The sequence below is a fragment of the Enorma timonensis genome (assembly GCF_000321165.1).
Lineage (GTDB): Bacteria > Actinomycetota > Coriobacteriia > Coriobacteriales > Coriobacteriaceae > Enorma.
Genome location: NZ_CAPF01000050.1, coordinates 14043 through 29240 on the forward strand (window position 1 = coordinate 14043; position 15198 = coordinate 29240).

The 15198-nt window shown below is 68.7% G+C and carries 14 protein-coding genes and 1 tRNA gene; 7 read left to right on the top strand and 8 right to left on the bottom strand.

Translation table 11 applies throughout. The features are described from left to right. Positions 1 to 32 precede the first annotated feature (32 nt). From BN423_RS05635 to serS, 4 genes are all read right to left on the bottom strand, one after another. Entirely contained in the window at positions 33 to 2153 is a 2121-nt protein-coding gene (locus tag BN423_RS05635) for a hypothetical protein (protein WP_019239290.1), read from the bottom strand. Between the two features lie 253 nt (positions 2154 to 2406). After that, positions 2407 to 2483, bottom strand: a tRNA-Arg gene (locus BN423_RS05640). A 37-nt stretch (positions 2484 to 2520) separates the two neighbouring features. After that, positions 2521 to 2865 (bottom strand): hypothetical protein, encoded by a 345-nt coding sequence (locus BN423_RS11010; RefSeq protein WP_019239291.1) that lies wholly within the window; start codon positions 2863 to 2865, stop codon positions 2521 to 2523. 337 nt (positions 2866 to 3202) lie between these two features. Further along, positions 3203 to 4486, bottom strand: a complete 1284-nt coding sequence (serS, locus tag BN423_RS05650; RefSeq protein WP_019239292.1) for a serine--tRNA ligase — start codon at positions 4484 to 4486, stop codon at positions 3203 to 3205. Between the two features lie 205 nt (positions 4487 to 4691). Between serS and BN423_RS05655 the strand changes: the two genes are divergently transcribed. Further along, positions 4692 to 4874 carry a DUF6724 family protein gene (locus BN423_RS05655; RefSeq protein ID WP_019239293.1) on the top strand — a complete coding sequence of 61 codons (183 nt, stop codon included), beginning with the start codon at positions 4692 to 4694 and terminating at the stop codon, positions 4872 to 4874. 106 nt (positions 4875 to 4980) lie between these two features. Beyond that, positions 4981 to 6063: a hypothetical protein gene (locus BN423_RS05660; RefSeq protein ID WP_019239294.1), complete on the top strand. Its 1083-nt coding sequence runs from the start codon at positions 4981 to 4983 to the stop codon at positions 6061 to 6063. Positions 6064 to 6154: 91 nt separating this feature from the next. On the opposite strand, the gene BN423_RS05665 is transcribed toward BN423_RS05660, so the two are convergent. The 4 genes from BN423_RS05665 to BN423_RS05680 form a co-directional block, all read right to left on the bottom strand. Continuing rightward, positions 6155 to 7087, bottom strand: a complete 933-nt coding sequence (locus BN423_RS05665) for an SPFH domain-containing protein (protein WP_019239295.1) — start codon at positions 7085 to 7087, stop codon at positions 6155 to 6157. Between the two features lie 90 nt (positions 7088 to 7177). Continuing rightward, positions 7178 to 7966: a pyrroline-5-carboxylate reductase gene (proC, locus tag BN423_RS05670; RefSeq protein ID WP_019239296.1), complete on the bottom strand. Its 789-nt coding sequence runs from the start codon at positions 7964 to 7966 to the stop codon at positions 7178 to 7180. Positions 7967 to 8060: 94 nt separating this feature from the next. Then, positions 8061 to 8396, bottom strand: coding sequence for a cysteine-rich small domain-containing protein (locus BN423_RS05675; protein WP_019239297.1), 336 nt, complete (start codon positions 8394 to 8396; stop codon positions 8061 to 8063). Further along, on the bottom strand, positions 8396 to 8974 hold the full coding sequence (locus BN423_RS05680; protein ID WP_019239298.1) for a xanthine phosphoribosyltransferase: 579 nt from the start codon (positions 8972 to 8974) through the stop codon (positions 8396 to 8398). The genes BN423_RS05675 and BN423_RS05680 overlap by 1 nt, the downstream gene beginning before the upstream one ends. A gap of 154 nt (positions 8975 to 9128) precedes the next feature. Here BN423_RS05680 and BN423_RS05685 point away from each other — a divergent pair, with 154 nt between their 5' ends. The 5 genes from BN423_RS05685 (at position 9129) to BN423_RS05705 (ending at position 15143) form a co-directional block, all read left to right on the top strand. Next, entirely contained in the window at positions 9129 to 9869 is a 741-nt protein-coding gene (locus BN423_RS05685; RefSeq protein WP_019239299.1) for a response regulator transcription factor, read from the top strand. Between the two features lie 213 nt (positions 9870 to 10082). Continuing rightward, positions 10083 to 11111, top strand: a complete 1029-nt coding sequence (locus BN423_RS05690; protein ID WP_019239300.1) for an ABC transporter ATP-binding protein — start codon at positions 10083 to 10085, stop codon at positions 11109 to 11111. A 168-nt stretch (positions 11112 to 11279) separates the two neighbouring features. Then, positions 11280 to 12140 carry a hypothetical protein gene (locus BN423_RS05695; protein ID WP_019239301.1) on the top strand — a complete coding sequence of 287 codons (861 nt, stop codon included), beginning with the start codon at positions 11280 to 11282 and terminating at the stop codon, positions 12138 to 12140. A gap of 72 nt (positions 12141 to 12212) precedes the next feature. After that, positions 12213 to 13103: a sensor histidine kinase gene (locus BN423_RS05700; protein WP_019239302.1), complete on the top strand. Its 891-nt coding sequence runs from the start codon at positions 12213 to 12215 to the stop codon at positions 13101 to 13103. A gap of 261 nt (positions 13104 to 13364) precedes the next feature. Further along, a complete protein-coding gene (locus BN423_RS05705) occupies positions 13365 to 15143 on the top strand; it encodes a 1-deoxy-D-xylulose-5-phosphate synthase (RefSeq protein ID WP_019239303.1) in 1779 nt (592 codons plus the stop codon). Positions 15144 to 15198: the final 55 nt, after the last annotated feature.

Below are 15198 nucleotides of genomic sequence, written 5' to 3' on the forward strand. Positions count from 1 at the left end.
GTCGCCCGAGCCTGCCGCCGCACACCCTGCAGCTACCCCAGCAGCGCGCGGCTCACGACGCCGAACTCGTCGCGGCCGAGCACGTGCCACATCGCATGTGCGCAGCGTCCCGCCAGGAAGAAGAAGCCGTGGTCGGCCAGGAGCACCGCCGCGTCCACGACGAGCTTGAACCCATCGCTCCACGGCGCGCACACGAGCCCCTGCGCGCGCACGCGGGCGATCGACTCATCGATGCCCGGCGCATCCTCCCTGCCCATCTCGCGCAGCAGCTCGCCAAGCTCCTCCTCCGCCAGGGCATCGCCGCGCCCGCCGCCACGGACGAGCCGATAGCAGGCGGCCGCCGTCTCGCGGTCGCCAAGCCTCCAGAAGGCGAATGCGACGCGGTACAGCAGGTAGGAGATGGCCTCGCGCTCGAATGCCACGCGCAGCCCCTGGCGCACGGCCTCGATGACCTCGGCGTACCGGTTGAGGCGCGCAAGGGCGTTCACGAGCATCACGTGCGCCTGCATGGACGTGGGCGCCAAATCGAGCAGGCAGCGCGCCTCGGCCAGCGCGCGGTCGTACGCCTCGGCCGCGAGGTACATCCGGCAGAGCGCGAGGCGCGCGAAGAACAGCGCGTCCGGCGCCCGCAGGATGCGCACCGACGCATCCTCCTCGAACACCGGCAGCTCGATGCGGCCCACGTAGCTCTCGCAGAACCGCGTGATGACCGGCACATCGGCGAGCAGCTCGCGCGTCGCGCACTGCGCCTCCAGCTCGTCCACCACCTCGAGGTACCCGCGCTCGGCGAAGCCCGGATCGGTCTCCTCGTGCTCACGCAGCTCGCGCAGGCGCGCCATGTACGGGTCGGCATCATCCTCCATGACCTCGAGCTCCGCGGCGGTATCTGCCAGCAGCAGCTCGCGAAGCTCGGGCGGGAGCGGACGCGCATCATGCGCGGGGGCGCGGAATTCGATCGAATCGGCCTCGGCCGGCGGCGCGCCGGGGGTCTTCTCCGCCGCCTCGGGCTCGGACGGATGCGGATCGTGCTGCTCCGAAGCATCCGCGTCGGCGCCGCGCGCTTCCGGCTCCACCTCGCAGACAGCGAGCATATCCAGGGCGAGCGCGTCCGACAGCGGGCAGCCGTCGAGGTCGCACCGCATCGCGGAGAGGTGTGCCATGAACCATCCCCGGTCGAGGACGACCGCATACGGCTGTCCACCCGCGCCGTCGTTCGCCGTGACCGTGCTGCGCTCGACCGCGAAGCCGGCCGCGAACCCCGCCGCCGCCAAAACGAGCGCCATGCGGGCGGCGTACTCGCGCGCCCATGCGGCCCGCTCGGCTTCCGGGCATGCGCGCCATGCGTCCGCTGAGAGGTCGTATACCGAGCGGGGCATGCTCGCAGCCCCCGGCGCGACGAACTCGATGCGCAGCTCGCTGCAATCGGTCGCGATGTGCACCCGGTAATCGAGCCGCGCGAGCAGGCCGACCTGCTCGCCGAGCGTCGCGAAGCGCGTGAGGACGTCCCAGATCCCTCCGGGGGCGCAGGCGACATTGCCGAGCGCAGCCCACGGGTTGTCCGCGGACACCTGCTCCATGAGCTCGCCCATGATGACCGTCGCGCCGGCATACGACGCCTGGTCGTACGCGGAGCACGCCTCCTCGGAGGGAGACGCGTCGACCTCGGCCAGGCCAAAGCCCAGCAGGTGCAGCACGCGGTAGATGCGGTTGATCGCCGTCTCCGCAGCATAGATGGCAGCACGCTCGGCGCTCGTGACGCCGTTTTGATCGAAGTTGAGGTAGAACGCGTCCATGCGCTCGATGAACGCGAGCGAGAGGCGGCGGGACGCGGCGAGGGCGCGCAGCTGCACCGTATCGAGCTCGGACAGGACGCGGTGCACGAAGCGCTCGATGCCGGATGCGTCGGCGGGTGCCTCGCAGGAGAGGCGGACGGCATCGATCGCGTCGACGAAGGGGAGCTCGAAGAACGGATCGAGCGGCCTGATGGCGTGCGGGAGCGGGAGCGGCGTGAGGTCGAGGGGCTCGTCGTCGGCCGGGGGCTCCGAGGGCTCCGGCATGGCCGATGCACCGTCGCGCTCGTCGTGCGTCTCCTGTGCACGGGGCGCCGGCTCTTCCGCGCGCTCGGTGTCCGTATGCGCCACATCGTCCAACATCGACCTTCACCTCCCCGCTACCGACGTGCATCCCCGCGCCCGTACGCGCGCGTCGGCTTCTGCCATGCGCCAGCCTGGTTGTATTGTGTCCGCTCGCGCAGCGTTCCGCCGGGACTATTTCGCACGCGGCGGGTACGCGCCGCCAGGCGTGCCGTGCGCGGTGGCGGCAGCCCGCTCTAAACGGAGGAGCTTCGAACCAGGAAGAGCAGATATACGAAAACGGGCGCTCCAAAGAGCGCCCGTACATCTCGACTGGTGCGGCGTATAGGATTCGAACCTATGACGTTCTGATTCGTAGTCAGACCCTCTATCCAGCTGAGGTAACGCCGCAACGCAAGACATATAATGGCATGCCCCCCGGGGTGAGTCAAGCAGTTTTTTCAAAAAAATGTTCCGGTTTATCCAATAGGGTCAATAACCTGCGCGTTTGCGTCAAACTATCGAATCCGGCGACCTCGATCTCCAGCGCTGCGGCAACCCCTCCCGCATCCCGCACGTGGAAGTGCCGCGCGAGCGCATGCACCTGCTGGGCATCGATATGCAAGATTGCTCGATGCGGCGACTCGCCGAAGCACCAGCGCGACACCTCCCCCGCGCTCTCCTGCACGAGCACGAGCCCGTCGCCACCCGATCGCCGACACACCACGCGCATGTGCTCGACGCCATCGCTCCCCTCGAAGAGGACGACCTCGTCTGGAACCGCGTTCCCCATATGCCCTCCTGCCATCCGCCTGTGAGGCCATTATACGGCAGAAAGAGAACGTATGTTCGTGTTTTGTTTGTAGAGGGTTTCCCCGACGTGTCCGGACGCGCTGGTATGGTGAGGTGGGATATGGCCGCACCCCGCCGTCATCCATCGACCATCGACCCACGCAAAACGGGCGGCGCGCATCTCCGCACCGCCCGCCAAGGCCAAAGCTCTGTCCAGCGCACCCTAGCGGCCGCGCCCCGTCACGCGCAGGGCACGCGCTCGCGAGCGCACCCGCCCGGCAGGGCAGCCCTGCACGAACGAAACACGCGCGGAGCACGCGCGCCGCCGCAGCCCGCTGCTACCCGATGCGCTCCATGCCGCCCATGTAGGGACGCAGCACCTCGGGCACCGTGATGGAGCCGTCGGGGTTCTGGTAGTTCTCCATGATGGCGGCCATGGTGCGGCCGGTGGGCAGGCCGGAGCCGTTGAGCGTGTGCAGCAGGCGCACGCCCTTGAAGTGCTCGGGGTCACGGTACTTGATGTTCGCGCGGCGCGCCTGGAAATCGCCGCAGTTGGAGCAGGACGAGATCTCCTTGTAGCTGTTGTAGCTCGGCAGCCACACCTCGATATCGTAGGTCTGGCGCGCGGAGAAGCCCAAATCGCCCGTGCAGAGGCTGATCACGCGGTACGGCAGCCCCAGCTGCTGCAGCAGGTACTCGGCCTCGGCGACCATGCTCTCGAGCTCGTCGTCGGACTGCTCGGGCGTGGCGAACTTCACCATCTCGACCTTCGTGAACTGGTGCTGGCGGATGATGCCGCGCGTGTCGCGACCGGCCGAGCCCGCCTCCTCGCGGAAGCACGGGGTGCCCGCGGTGTAGCGCAGCGGCAGGTCGGCGACATCGATCACCTCGCCGGCGTGGAGGTTGGTGAGCGCGACCTCGGCCGTGGGGATGAGGAACTGGTCCTCGCCCGTATGGTAGGCGTCGTCCTCGAACTTCGGCAGCTGGCCGGTGCCGTACATGATCTCGCGGTTCACGATCACCGGCGGGATGAACTCCTTGAACCCGCGCGCGATGTGCGTGTTGAGGAAGAAGTTCTGCAGCGCGCGGTCGAGCGCGGCGCCCGCCCCGGCGAGCACCGTGAAGCGCGCACCCGAGAGCTTCGCGCCGCGGTCGAAATCGAGGATGCCCAGGTCCGTGCCCAGGTCCCAGTGCGCCTTGGGATCGAAGCCCTCGGCCGCGAAGTCGCGCGGGGTGCCCCAGCGACGGCGCTCGGGGTTCTCGGTCTCGTCCTTGCCCACGGGCGTGGCGTCGCACGGGATGTTCGGCAGGTGCGCCATGAAGTCGTTGAGCTCGGCGTCGAGGGCGCTGCGGCGGTCCGCCAGCCCCTCGATCTGGTCGTTCACCTCGCGCACGGCCTCCTTGGCCGCCTCGGCCTCCTCGCGCTTGCCCTCGCGCATGAGCGCGCCGATCTTCTTCGACTCGGCGTTGCGCGCAGCCTGCAGCTTCTCGACCTCGGCGATGACCGCGCGGCGCTCCTCGTCGAGCGCGAAGAAGCGCTCGCGATCCCACGTGGTCTGACGGTTCGCCATCGCGGTATCGACCGCATCGGGGTTCTCGCGTACGAACTTGATATCGAGCATGGCTCCTCCGGTTCCCTATGGCACCGACGGCGGGGCACGATGCGCCAGCCGCCGCGTCTCGCTGTTCCCTGCGCGTAAGCAATTCGTCAGAACGGCCCGCGCGCGCTTTGGCAAGTATATACTTAATGCACGTCAGGCGTTTCGCGTGAAGGCCCGAAACGCCCGGATGCACAGCTTTTTAACCGATGAGCACGAAAGAGCACCCATGCAAGATATTATCTCGTTCCTCTTCGAATCGCGCGCCGGTCTCGCCGTCCTCTTCTTCGGCGGCCTGGCCGTCGCCGCCATCGCCGCGTTCATCCTCGAGCGCCGCACGCACAAGATGTACGTCGACCGCGGCCCCAAGCAGGATGGCGACGACGACGGGCTGTTCGGCGGGCTGCTCTAGCCCGGATACCGGCCGGACGGCTCCGGTTTTGCGGCAGCCTCGCCGAACGCGGCGCGCGGGCGGCGCGGCGTCCACCATTCGATTTCCCCGCAGGCAAGGAGGAACCATGGCTTTGAGGCGTTCCCATTCGGGCGATGAGAACATCGACCCCTTCAACGCGCCCGACCCCGTGATGCCGAGCGAGGAACCCGAGCGCGAGGACCCCGATCCAGACGACGGCATAGCGCGCATCAAGCGGCGCGACGAGCGCCGTCGTGGAAATATGTCGGGGGCAGCATCGAACAGCTACCAGCCACCCACCTACAACCACGACGACGCCTCTTCCGCGCACGGGAGCTCATGGCAGGGCGCAAGCACTGGCACGAACGCCGGTGCCGAAAATGCCTCCTCGCATCACCGCCATCGCAGCAAACGCGCGCCGCGGGCCCCGCGCACGCACCGCAGCGAGCGGAACACGAGCTCGCGCACGACCTCATGCGCCATCTACCTCATCATCTTCATCTTGCTATCCGGTGCCATCGCGAGCGGCGCGGGCATGCTCCTGAGCTCGTGCTCGGCGGCCGTCGGGGGCTTCTTCGAGGGGCTCTTCGAGGATGACAGCCCCCGCTACGAGGACATCGAACCCAGTGCGCCGCGCGAGGTGGAGGACGCGGTGGTGAGCGCCGTCCAGACCGAGACGAAGCTGCAGCTCGATGCCCTGATCGCGGGCGAGTCGGACGGGGTCTCCCGCTTCGAGCAGGGCGCCACCGACATCTTCCAGTCCTATTGCGGCGCCACGCCCGAAGAGCTCGGCCTGAGCGCGCACGAGATCGCCATCTGGCAGCTCTCGCACGCGAGCTACGACCTCTCGAGCGCGCATGCGTACCTCTCGCAGATCGGCGAGGGCTACGAGGGCACCGCGAACGTGTACTTCGACTTCACGGCCCCCGATATCACCGCGCTCGTCTTCGAGCTCTCCGCGCACCTGCCCAACGGCTACCTGGAGCCGGGCGAAGCCGACGAGCTCACGCCCGAGAGCCTGCAGGAGATCCGCGCGGCGTACGACGCATACACCGCCGGGGAGCCCGAGTACGAGGAGCGGTTCTCGGTCATGAATTTCGAGGCTGCGACCGACCTGGAGGGCGGCAACTGCGCCATCGCCCTCGACACGGAGGCTTGGAACACCGAGCTCGACTGGCTCGCAATGTAAAAAAACCCCTGGGGTTATTTTACGCAGGCCTGGTGCGCCGATGTAAAAAACCCCTGGGGTAATTTTACATCCCCAGGGGCTACGCTACGCGCTAGAGCGGCGGGAGGTCGCTCGTCTTGTCCGCGGCGAGCATCTGCTCGAACATGCTCGCGCTCGTCTTGAAATCGGCCGGGAGCACCACGGTGGAGGTCCTGCCGGTCTTGGCGAACTCGGTCATCATCTCGGTCCACTGCGTGTACATGAACAGCAGGTTGGCCTCCTGGTTCGACACGCCGGTCTCCTGGATGCTCTCGAGCGAGTCCTTGATGCCCACGGCGATGGCCTTGCGCTGGTTAGCGATGCCCTCGCCCGCTTTCTCCATGGCCTCGGCCTCGGCGCGCGCCTCGGTCACGCGGCGGATGCGGTCCGCCTCGGCCAGGTCCTGCGCCGCCGCCTTCGTGCGCTGCGCCGCGTTGATCTGGTTCATGGAATCCTCGACCTCGGCCGGCAGCGCGATGCGCGTGATGAGCGTCGAGACGAGCGTGAAGCCGTAGTCCGCCATCTGCTCGGACACGGTGGCGTTCACGTCCTGCGCGATGTCGTCCTTCTTGGCAAAGACCTCATCGAGCGTGTACACCGGGATGGAGCTGCGCAGCGCGTCGGTGATGAAGTCGCGCATCTGCGCCACGGGCTGCTGCAGCATGTAGTAGCTCTTGTAGACGCCGGAATCCGCCGGGGTGGCGCCCATCTCGTATCCCACGTGGTACTGCACGGAGACCTCGAGGCCGATGGTCACGTTGTCCTCGGTCTTGGCGTCGATGTCGAAGCCGTTCTTCATGGTGCGCAGGCTCACCGTCGCGGCCTTGCGGTCGATGACGGGGATCTTCACGTGCAGGCCGGAGCCCACGATGCGGTTGAAGCGGCCGAGCCGCTCGATGATCACGGCGTGCTGCTGCTTCACCACGAAGAGCGCGTTCACCAGAACCGCGATGATGACCACCACCAGGACGATGAGGACGATCAAGCCTCCGAGTGCATCCAACATTTGGGCCCTCCCTAATAAAGCTCCTCTGTTCGGACAAGCATACCAGCCGCGCTGCATCCGCGGCGTAAGGCTTTGGTAAACGCGCTCGCCTTAGCCCTCGATGGCATCGATGGCGCGGATGAAGGCCGAGCGCATGCCGGCGCGCTCGAGCTCGGCGACGCCGCGGATGGTGGTGCCGCCGGGCGAGCACACGGCGTCCTTCATCGCGCCGGGGTGCGCGCCCGTGGCCAGCTGCAGGCGCGCGGTCCCCGCGACGGCCTGGCTCACCATCGTGTACGCGGTCGCGCGCGGGATGCCGTACTTCACCGCGGCGTCGGCGAGCGCCTCGATCATCATGGCGATGAACGCCGGCGTGCACCCGCCGATGGTCCCGGCGACGGACATGAGGCGCGTCTCGACCTCGACGACCGTCCCAAGCGGCTCGAAGAGCGCCGTGATAAGCGCGTGCTCCTCAGGCGTGAGGGTGTTCGCCTGCTCGAACGCCACGAGCCCCTCGCAGACCGCGACCGGGGTGTTCGGCATCGTCGAGATGTGGTGCACGCCAGGAATGACGGCCTCGTAGCGCTCGCTCGTCCAGCCCGCCGCGACCGAGACGACCACCTTGCCCGCCAGGCGCTCCGCGAGCGGCGGCAGCACCGTCTCGATGAGGTAGGGCTTGATGGCCACGACTACGATGTCGACCGCGTCGACGAGCTCCTCGGCCGTCGCGCAGGCCTGCATGCCGCGCGTCCCGGTGCGCTCGCGCAGGGCGTCGTAGCGCTTGGCGCAGGCGTAGAGGTGCTCCGCGGGCACTGTGCCCGCCATGAGCCAGCCGTCCGCGATGGCGCTCGCCATGTTGCCGAACCCCAGGAACCCGATCTTCACCGTCGTTGCGTCCATGACCTGTCCTTTCCCTCGATGCATGCCCGGCACCGGGCATCGCCCTCTCTTCCTCAGGCGCGGCGCTGCCGATGCGGAGCCCCGCCGCGCCCCACTACCGCCTGCGTTCCGCCGCGACCTCCTGCACGCGCGCGAACTGCTCCATGATGTACCCGTAGTTCTCGCGCCGATGCGGCACGGTGCACGCGCTGCAATCCTTGATGTCGCCCGCCTCGCCCACGTACCGAAAGTTCCCGCCGCACTCGCTGCCCAGGCAGTAGAGCGGGCAGAAGCAGAAGAGGCAGTTGAGCTCCTCGGCCGGCATGTCGTGGCACGGGTAGAACTCGCAGGCGGTGTGGTTGAAGAACTTGAAGTGCTCGGTGGGAGCCCCCGCAGGGGCGTCCGCCGCGCGTCCGGCCGACCCGACCGTCCCGTCCTCGCCCGCGGCCATCAGCGGAACACCACCGATCCCGTCGCGGGGTCCATCGACTCCACGATGGCGAGCGACTGCAGGTCGTAGCCGCGCTCGCGCAGGCTGTCGCCGCCGCCCTGGAAGCCCTTCTCGATGGCGATGCCGATGCCCTCCACGACCACGCCGGCCGCCTCGCACAGCTCGATGAGGCCGTTCAGCGCGCAGCCGTTCGCCAGGAAATCGTCGATGATGAGCACGTGCTCGCCCTTGTTCAGGAACCGCTTGCCCACGATCACGTGGAAATCCTTCTGCTTGGTGAAGGAGTGGATCGAGGTTGCGTACTGCTCGCCGTCGAGGTTGATGGACTGGTACTTCTTCGCGAACACCACCGGCACGTTGTTGAAGTGCTGCGCCGCCACGCAGGCGATGCCGATGCCGGAGGCCTCGATGGTGAGGATCTTGTCGATCCGCTTGCCCGCGAACAGCCGCGCCCACTCGGCGCCCATGCGGTCGAACAGCCCCACGTCGCACTGGTGGTTCAGGAAGGCGTCGACCTTGAGGACGTTCCCCTCCTTGATGGTGCCTTCTTGGACGATACGCTGCTTCAGCTCTTCCATCGTGCGCTTTCCCCCTGATCGCGGTCGTGTCCCGGCGCGGCGCCGGGACGGATTTCACCCAGTATACTTGCTGCGCGGCGGGCTCGATGCGCGGCGCGCGACATCCGATGATAAAATGGTGTCAGTCACCTTTTTATCACCGAGGGGAATGCCGATGACGGACGAGCCGCGCATCCTGATCGTCGAGGACGACGCCGACATCAACCACATCGTCGCGACGCGCCTGGCGCGCGAGGGCTACGCTTGCACGCAGGCCTATTCCGGCACCGAGGCGCGCCTGCTCCTGCAGGCCGGCGCGGCCGGGGAGGCACCGGAGCCGCTCCCCTTCGACCTCGTGGTCTGCGACCTCATGCTGCCCGGCCTCACCGGCGAGGAGCTCACCGCGCTCGTGCGCGAGCGCACGGCCGACGTGCCCATCATCGTCATCTCCGCCCGCACCGCGACCGCCGACAAGGTCGACCTGCTCAGGCTCGGCGCGGACGACTACCTCACGAAGCCCTTCGACCTCGACGAGCTCACCGCCCGCGTCGCGGTGCAGCTGCGGCATCGGCGAGGTACCGCGCAGGCGTCGGGTGCCGGCAGCGACGACGGAGGCGGCCACGAGCTGCGCTTCCGCTCCTGGACGCTCGACCCGGACGCCCGCACGTTCTCCGCCGCCGGCGCGCCCGTCGAGCTCACGCGCACGGAGTTCAACATCGTCGAGATGCTCATGAGCCACCCCAAGCGGGTGTTCAGCAAGCGCGAGCTCTTCGAGGGCGCGTGGGGCGAGGCGTACGCCGCGGACGACAGCACCGTGACCGTGCACGTCTCGAACATCCGCGCCAAGCTCAAGGCGTCGGGCACGAGCGACTACATCAAGACCGTGTGGGGCATGGGCTTCAAGCTCGTGGAATAGCGCGGGCTGGCAGCGCGGCGCGCTGGGAACGCGGCACGCCGGAACCGCGGCGCGCTCAGCGCCGGGCACGCCACCGGCCGCGCCCTCTCTGCCTGCGCTTCAGCTGCCCCATCGTCCATCTTTAGGCTTTCTTTACCCTTACCCAAGGGTTGCTGAACCATCCGCCCGCATACTCATGGGCAAGGAACGGAAAGCGAGCGGGAGGGAACCGCCATGAACGTCATCGAGACCTATGCGCTCACGAAGGCATACGGCAGCGTGCGCGCCGTCGACGGCCTGGACATGCGCGTCGCCCAGGGCGACATCTACGGCTTCGTGGGCAAGAACGGCGCCGGCAAGTCCACGACCATGAAGATGATCGCCGGGCTCGACGCGCCCACCGGGGGCACCATCAAGCTCTTCGGGGCCGAGCGCGCGGGCAGCGCGTTCTCGAGCGCGTTCTCGCGCATCGGGGCGCTCGTGGAGCAGCCGGGTCTGCTGCCGAATTTCTCCGCGTACGAGAACCTCATGATGAAGGCGCTCTCCGTGGGCGTCGTGCGGCCGCGCGAGCAGTGCCGGGAGCTGCTGGAACTCGTCGGCCTCGAGGACGTGGGCCCGCGCAAGGCGAAGAAGTTCTCGCTCGGCATGAAGCAGCGGCTGGGCCTCGCGCTCGCGCTCGTGGGATCTCCCGACCTGCTGCTCCTCGACGAGCCCTTCAACGGCATCGACCCCGAGGAGACCCGCGCCCTGCGCACCATGCTCATGCGCCTCAACCACGAGCGCGGCGTGACGATCGTCATCTCGAGCCACGTGCTCGACCAGCTCAACCGCATGGCCACGCGCTTCGGCGTCATCAAGGCCGGCCACATGGTGCGCGAGTTCACCGAGGATGAGCTCCACGCCGCCTGCGGCAGCTCCGTGCGCGTGAAGACGGCAGACCCCGCGCGCAGCCTCGCCATCCTGGAGGAGCGGCTCGCGGGCGCGGCGTTCCGCGTGGAGCCGGACGGCGGCATCGTGATCTCCGGGGCGCAGGGTGCGCGCAACGCGGCGGCGCGGTTCGGCGGGGCGGCGGGCGACGCCGCGAACGCGGGCGTGCCGACGGCGGAGGACGTATCCCACGCGCTCGCGGCAGGCGGCCAGACGATCCTCGAGCTCAGCGTGCTCGAGCGCGACATCGAGGAGTACTTCGTCGAGCTCATGGGCGGCGCGGCGGACGAGGCGGCGAACGCTGAGCACGCCGGCGCCGGCCCGCGGGGGCGGTAGCCATGGGCGGCCTCATCCTGGACGCCGTCATCCTCGGCGCCATCGCCTACCTGCTCGCTTCGGGACGTCGGCGCTGAGCCGCGCGCATCTGAACGACGCCCGAACCGTCCCCAACCATCGAAACTCCCCCTGCGGGACTCCCCGCAGGCAGCTTGAGAGGAGCTCGCAATGCTCAACCTTCTGAAAGCCGACCTCTACCGCATCACCCGCCCGCGCGGCCTGCGCGGCAGCCTCTGGCAGTACCTCGCTGTGTGCGCGGTTTTCTACGTTCTCATCTACCTCGTCTTCTGGATGATCGCCGGCGGCTTCGACTTCTCGACCGGCGCGATCACCAGCCTCACGACGTTCTCCTCGCCGAGCGCCATGATCGGCGACATGATGAGCGGCATCTTCCCGCTCTTCGTCTGCTTCTTCGTGGTCGAGCACGTCCTCGCCGACTTCAAGGACGGCTTCGCGCGCACCCTCGTCTCCGCACGCGCGGGGCGCCTTTCGTATTTCGCCGAGCGCATCGTGTTCGCCGGCATCGTGACCGTCATCGTGTTCTGCTCGCTCAGCCTCCTGACGGTCGTGCTCGGACTTGCGGTGGACACGCGCTTCGCCGCGATGGACGCGCCGCTCGCGTTCCTCGGCTGGGCGGTCGCGATCTGCCTGAACGCCTGGGCGCTCGCCGTCATCTCGCTCATCGTCGCCTACGCCACGCGCATCGTGCCCCTGAGCTACATCGTCGCGTTCTGCATCGCCGGATCGCTCGTGCCCGATGGCCTCTCGCTCATCGCCGGCCTCATCCAGGGGTACGCGCCCGGCCTCATGGGCATCTCGGACGTCCTCCGCGAGTTCGCGTGCTGGATGCCGTCGAACCTCGAGACGTGGCTGTGCAACGGTGGCGCGCAGGCGATGGCCGCGGGCTGGGGCGAACTCGGCGCCGCACTGCCAGGCACGGGCCTCACGCAGGCCATCCTCGCACCCGCGCTGTGGATCGCCGCGGCCAGCGCGGTCGTGCTCGCCATCTGCCGCGCGCGCGACATCTAACCCGTCGCACCCCGGGGTGGTACCCTGATGCCGAAGGCCAGGTTGCCACCCCCCCGTTCGAGGAAGGTTTCCATGCTTGTCGCCGCCATGCTCGTGCTCGGGATCTGCCTGGGCGCCCTCATCGCCGTCGCCGCCTATGCGACCGAGCTCAAGCGCATCGCCCGATTCCTGCGCACGCGCGACGCCCACAGCAACGCACGCGTGACGTCCGGCACCCCGGCGCCCGGCCTGCGCGAGCTCGCTGAGGCGGTGAACGCGGGGCTCGACCAGGCATCGCGCGAGCGCATCGCGGCGCTCCGCAGCCAGGAGGAATTCCAGCGCGACCTCTCCGCCCTCTCGCACGACATCCGCACGCCGCTCACGGGCGCCAAGGGCTACCTGCAGCTCGCGCGCGACGAGCGCGATGCCACCGTGCGCGACCGGCACCTCGAGGCAGCCGCCGCCCGCATCGACAGCACCTCCGAGCTCCTCGACGAGCTCTTCGCGTACACGAAGTCGACCGATCCCGACCTCGCGCCCGCGCCCGAGCGGGTGGACGCGCGCTCCGCGATCGAGCAGGCGCTCCTCGCCCACTATCCCGAGCTCGAGGCGAAGGGCTGGGAGCCCGAGGTCGCCTGCCCGGATGCGGTGACCGTCCTCGCGAACGGCGACGCCCTCGCACGCGTCTTCGACAACCTCGTCACGAACGCCGTCCGCCACGGGACGGGCGCGCCGCGCATCCGCGTGCACGCGGAGGGCGAAACGGCGTGCATCGTGTTCGAAAATCCCGTCGATCCGGGTGCGCACATCGACGTCGATCGGCTCTTCGACCGCTTCTACCAGGCCGATTCCGCGCGCGGCGCCGCCGGCAGCGGCCTTGGGCTCGCCATCGCCGCGAACCTCGTCCGCGCCATGCACGGCGAGATACGCGCGCACCTCGACCCAGGAGCCCTCGCCATCGAGCTCACCTTCCCGACCGCCTAGCTGCCGAATGGGTTGGTTGGGGACGTGTTCCTTTCAACCCATTTTCAGACAGCTTAACCGCCGCGTCCTCCCCGATGGGTTGAAAATGGGTTGAAAGGAACACGTCCCCAACCAACCCCCCCCGACCAACCCATTCCGCGCCGCTCGCGGAACCGTTCGCCCGGCATCGCAGAGCATACACATTTCGGGCGCGGGAATATGAGAAACTGGTTGTTCAATCTGGGCGCACGGGGCGCCCGGGCGACGACACCCAGGAGCGACGTGCGCAGCAGGCTTCTCGAACATATCTCCTCGCCGCAGGACGTCAAGGCACTCGCTGCCTCCGACCTGCCCCTTCTCTGCGATGAGCTGCGTCAGGCCATCCTGGAGAACTCCGCGGCGGCCGGCGGGCACCTCGCCCCCAACCTCGGCGTCATCGAGCTCACCGTCGCCCTGCACCGCGTCTTCGACTCCCCCCGCGATAAGATCGTCCTCGACGTCTCGCACCAGTGCTACGCCCACAAAGCGCTCACCGGGCGCGCGGCGGCCTACCTCGACCCCGACCACTTCGGCGAGGTGTCCGGCTTCCTGAGCCCGCGCGAGTCCGAGCACGACCTCTTCTCCATCGGCCACACCTCGACCTCGCTCAGCCTCGCGTGCGGCCTCGCCACGGCGCGCGACCTCGCGGGCGGGCACCACGACGTGGTTGCCGTCATCGGCGACGGGTCGCTCTCCGGCGGCCTCGCCTTCGAGGGCCTCGACAACGCCGCCGACCTGAAGAGCGGCCTCATCATCGTCGTGAACGACAACGACCAGTCCATCGCCGAGAACCACGGCGGCATCTACGGCGCCCTCGCGGAGCTGCGCGCCACGCGCGGCGCCACCCCGTCGAACATCTTCCGCGCCATGGGCTTCGCCTACCGCTACCTCGAGGAGGGCAACGACGTCACCGCGCTCGTCGGCGCCCTCGAGGAGCTGCGCGGCACCGACCGCCCCGTGGTGCTCCACATCCACACCACGAAGGGCGCCGGGTACGGACCCGCCGAGCGCGCGCCCGAGCTCTGGCACCACGTGGGTCCCTTCGACCTTAAGACCGGCGAGAAGCGCAAGCTCATCAGCGGCGACGTGCCGCGCGACGGCTATGCCGACATCACGGCCCGCCACCTCCTCGAGCGCATGGCGCGCGACCCGCGCGTGGTGGCCATCACCGCCGGCATGCCCTACGTGCTCGGATTCACCCCCGAGCGCCGCGCGCAGGCCGGGGCGCAGTTCGTGGACGTCGGCATCGCCGAGGAGCACGCGGTCACCTTCTCCGCCGCGCTCGCCGCGGGCGGCGCCACCCCCGTCTTCGGTGCGTACGGCGCCTTCCTGCAGCGCGCCTACGACGAGCTCTGGCACGACCTCTGCCTCAACAGCGCGCCCGCCACGATCGTCGACATCGGCGCCTCCGTCTTCGGGGCGAACGCCGAGACGCACCTCAACTACTTCGACCTCGCGATGCTCGGCGCCCTGCCGAACCTCCGCGTGCTCACGCCCGTCTGCCTCGAGGAGTACCTCGCGATGCTCGATTGGTCGCTCGACCAGCGCGAGCGCCCCGTCGTGATCCGCATGCCGGTCGGCGCGCCCGCCTCGCGCCCCGACCTCGCGCCCGCGGCGCCGGCGACCTTCGACACGCCCGCCTACCAGGTCGTCCGCGAGGGCTCCGAGGTGGCCATCCTCGCGCTCGGCGGCTTCTTCACCCTGGGCGAGCAGGTGGCGGACGCCCTGGCCGAGCACGGCCTGTGCCCGACGCTCGTGAACCCGCGCTATGCCACGGAGCTCGACGAAGCGTTCCTGCGTGTCCTGCCCGAGCGGCACCGCACGGTCATCACGCTCGAGGACGGCGTGCTCGAGGGCGGCTGGGGCGAGAAGGTCGCGCGCTTCCTGGGGACGAGCGACGTGCGCACGCGCTGCTACGGCATCCCCAGGGGCTTCCCCGACCGCTTCGATCCGCAGGAGCTGCTGGCGAGCTGCGGCATCACCGTCGAGGGCATCGTCGCGGACATCCTGGGCATGCGGTAGCGCGCAAAGCCGCACGAACCGCGAGCCCCCGCCCGCCCCTTCCGAACGCAAACGC

Excerpts from the sequence above, each read along its gene's own strand:
- BN423_RS05685 (WP_019239299.1), top strand. The coding sequence starts at position 9,129 with ATGACGGACGAGCCGCGCATCCTGATCGTCGAGGACGACGCCGACATC.
- BN423_RS05675 (WP_019239297.1), bottom strand. The coding sequence starts at position 8,396 with ATGGCCGCGGGCGAGGACGGGACGGTCGGGTCGGCCGGACGCGCGGCG.
- BN423_RS05635 (WP_019239290.1), bottom strand. The coding sequence starts at position 2,153 with ATGTTGGACGATGTGGCGCATACGGACACCGAGCGCGCGGAAGAGCCG.
- BN423_RS05655 (WP_019239293.1), top strand. The coding sequence starts at position 4,692 with ATGCAAGATATTATCTCGTTCCTCTTCGAATCGCGCGCCGGTCTCGCC.
- BN423_RS05680 (WP_019239298.1), bottom strand. The coding sequence starts at position 8,974 with ATGGAAGAGCTGAAGCAGCGTATCGTCCAAGAAGGCACCATCAAGGAG.
- BN423_RS05665 (WP_019239295.1), bottom strand. The coding sequence starts at position 7,087 with ATGTTGGATGCACTCGGAGGCTTGATCGTCCTCATCGTCCTGGTGGTG.
- proC (WP_019239296.1), bottom strand. The coding sequence starts at position 7,966 with ATGGACGCAACGACGGTGAAGATCGGGTTCCTGGGGTTCGGCAACATG.
- serS (WP_019239292.1), bottom strand. The coding sequence starts at position 4,486 with ATGCTCGATATCAAGTTCGTACGCGAGAACCCCGATGCGGTCGATACC.
- BN423_RS05690 (WP_019239300.1), top strand. The coding sequence starts at position 10,083 with ATGAACGTCATCGAGACCTATGCGCTCACGAAGGCATACGGCAGCGTG.
- BN423_RS05695 (WP_019239301.1), top strand. The coding sequence starts at position 11,280 with ATGCTCAACCTTCTGAAAGCCGACCTCTACCGCATCACCCGCCCGCGC.
- BN423_RS11010 (WP_019239291.1), bottom strand. The coding sequence starts at position 2,865 with ATGGGGAACGCGGTTCCAGACGAGGTCGTCCTCTTCGAGGGGAGCGAT.
- BN423_RS05700 (WP_019239302.1), top strand. The coding sequence starts at position 12,213 with ATGCTTGTCGCCGCCATGCTCGTGCTCGGGATCTGCCTGGGCGCCCTC.
- BN423_RS05660 (WP_019239294.1), top strand. The coding sequence starts at position 4,981 with ATGGCTTTGAGGCGTTCCCATTCGGGCGATGAGAACATCGACCCCTTC.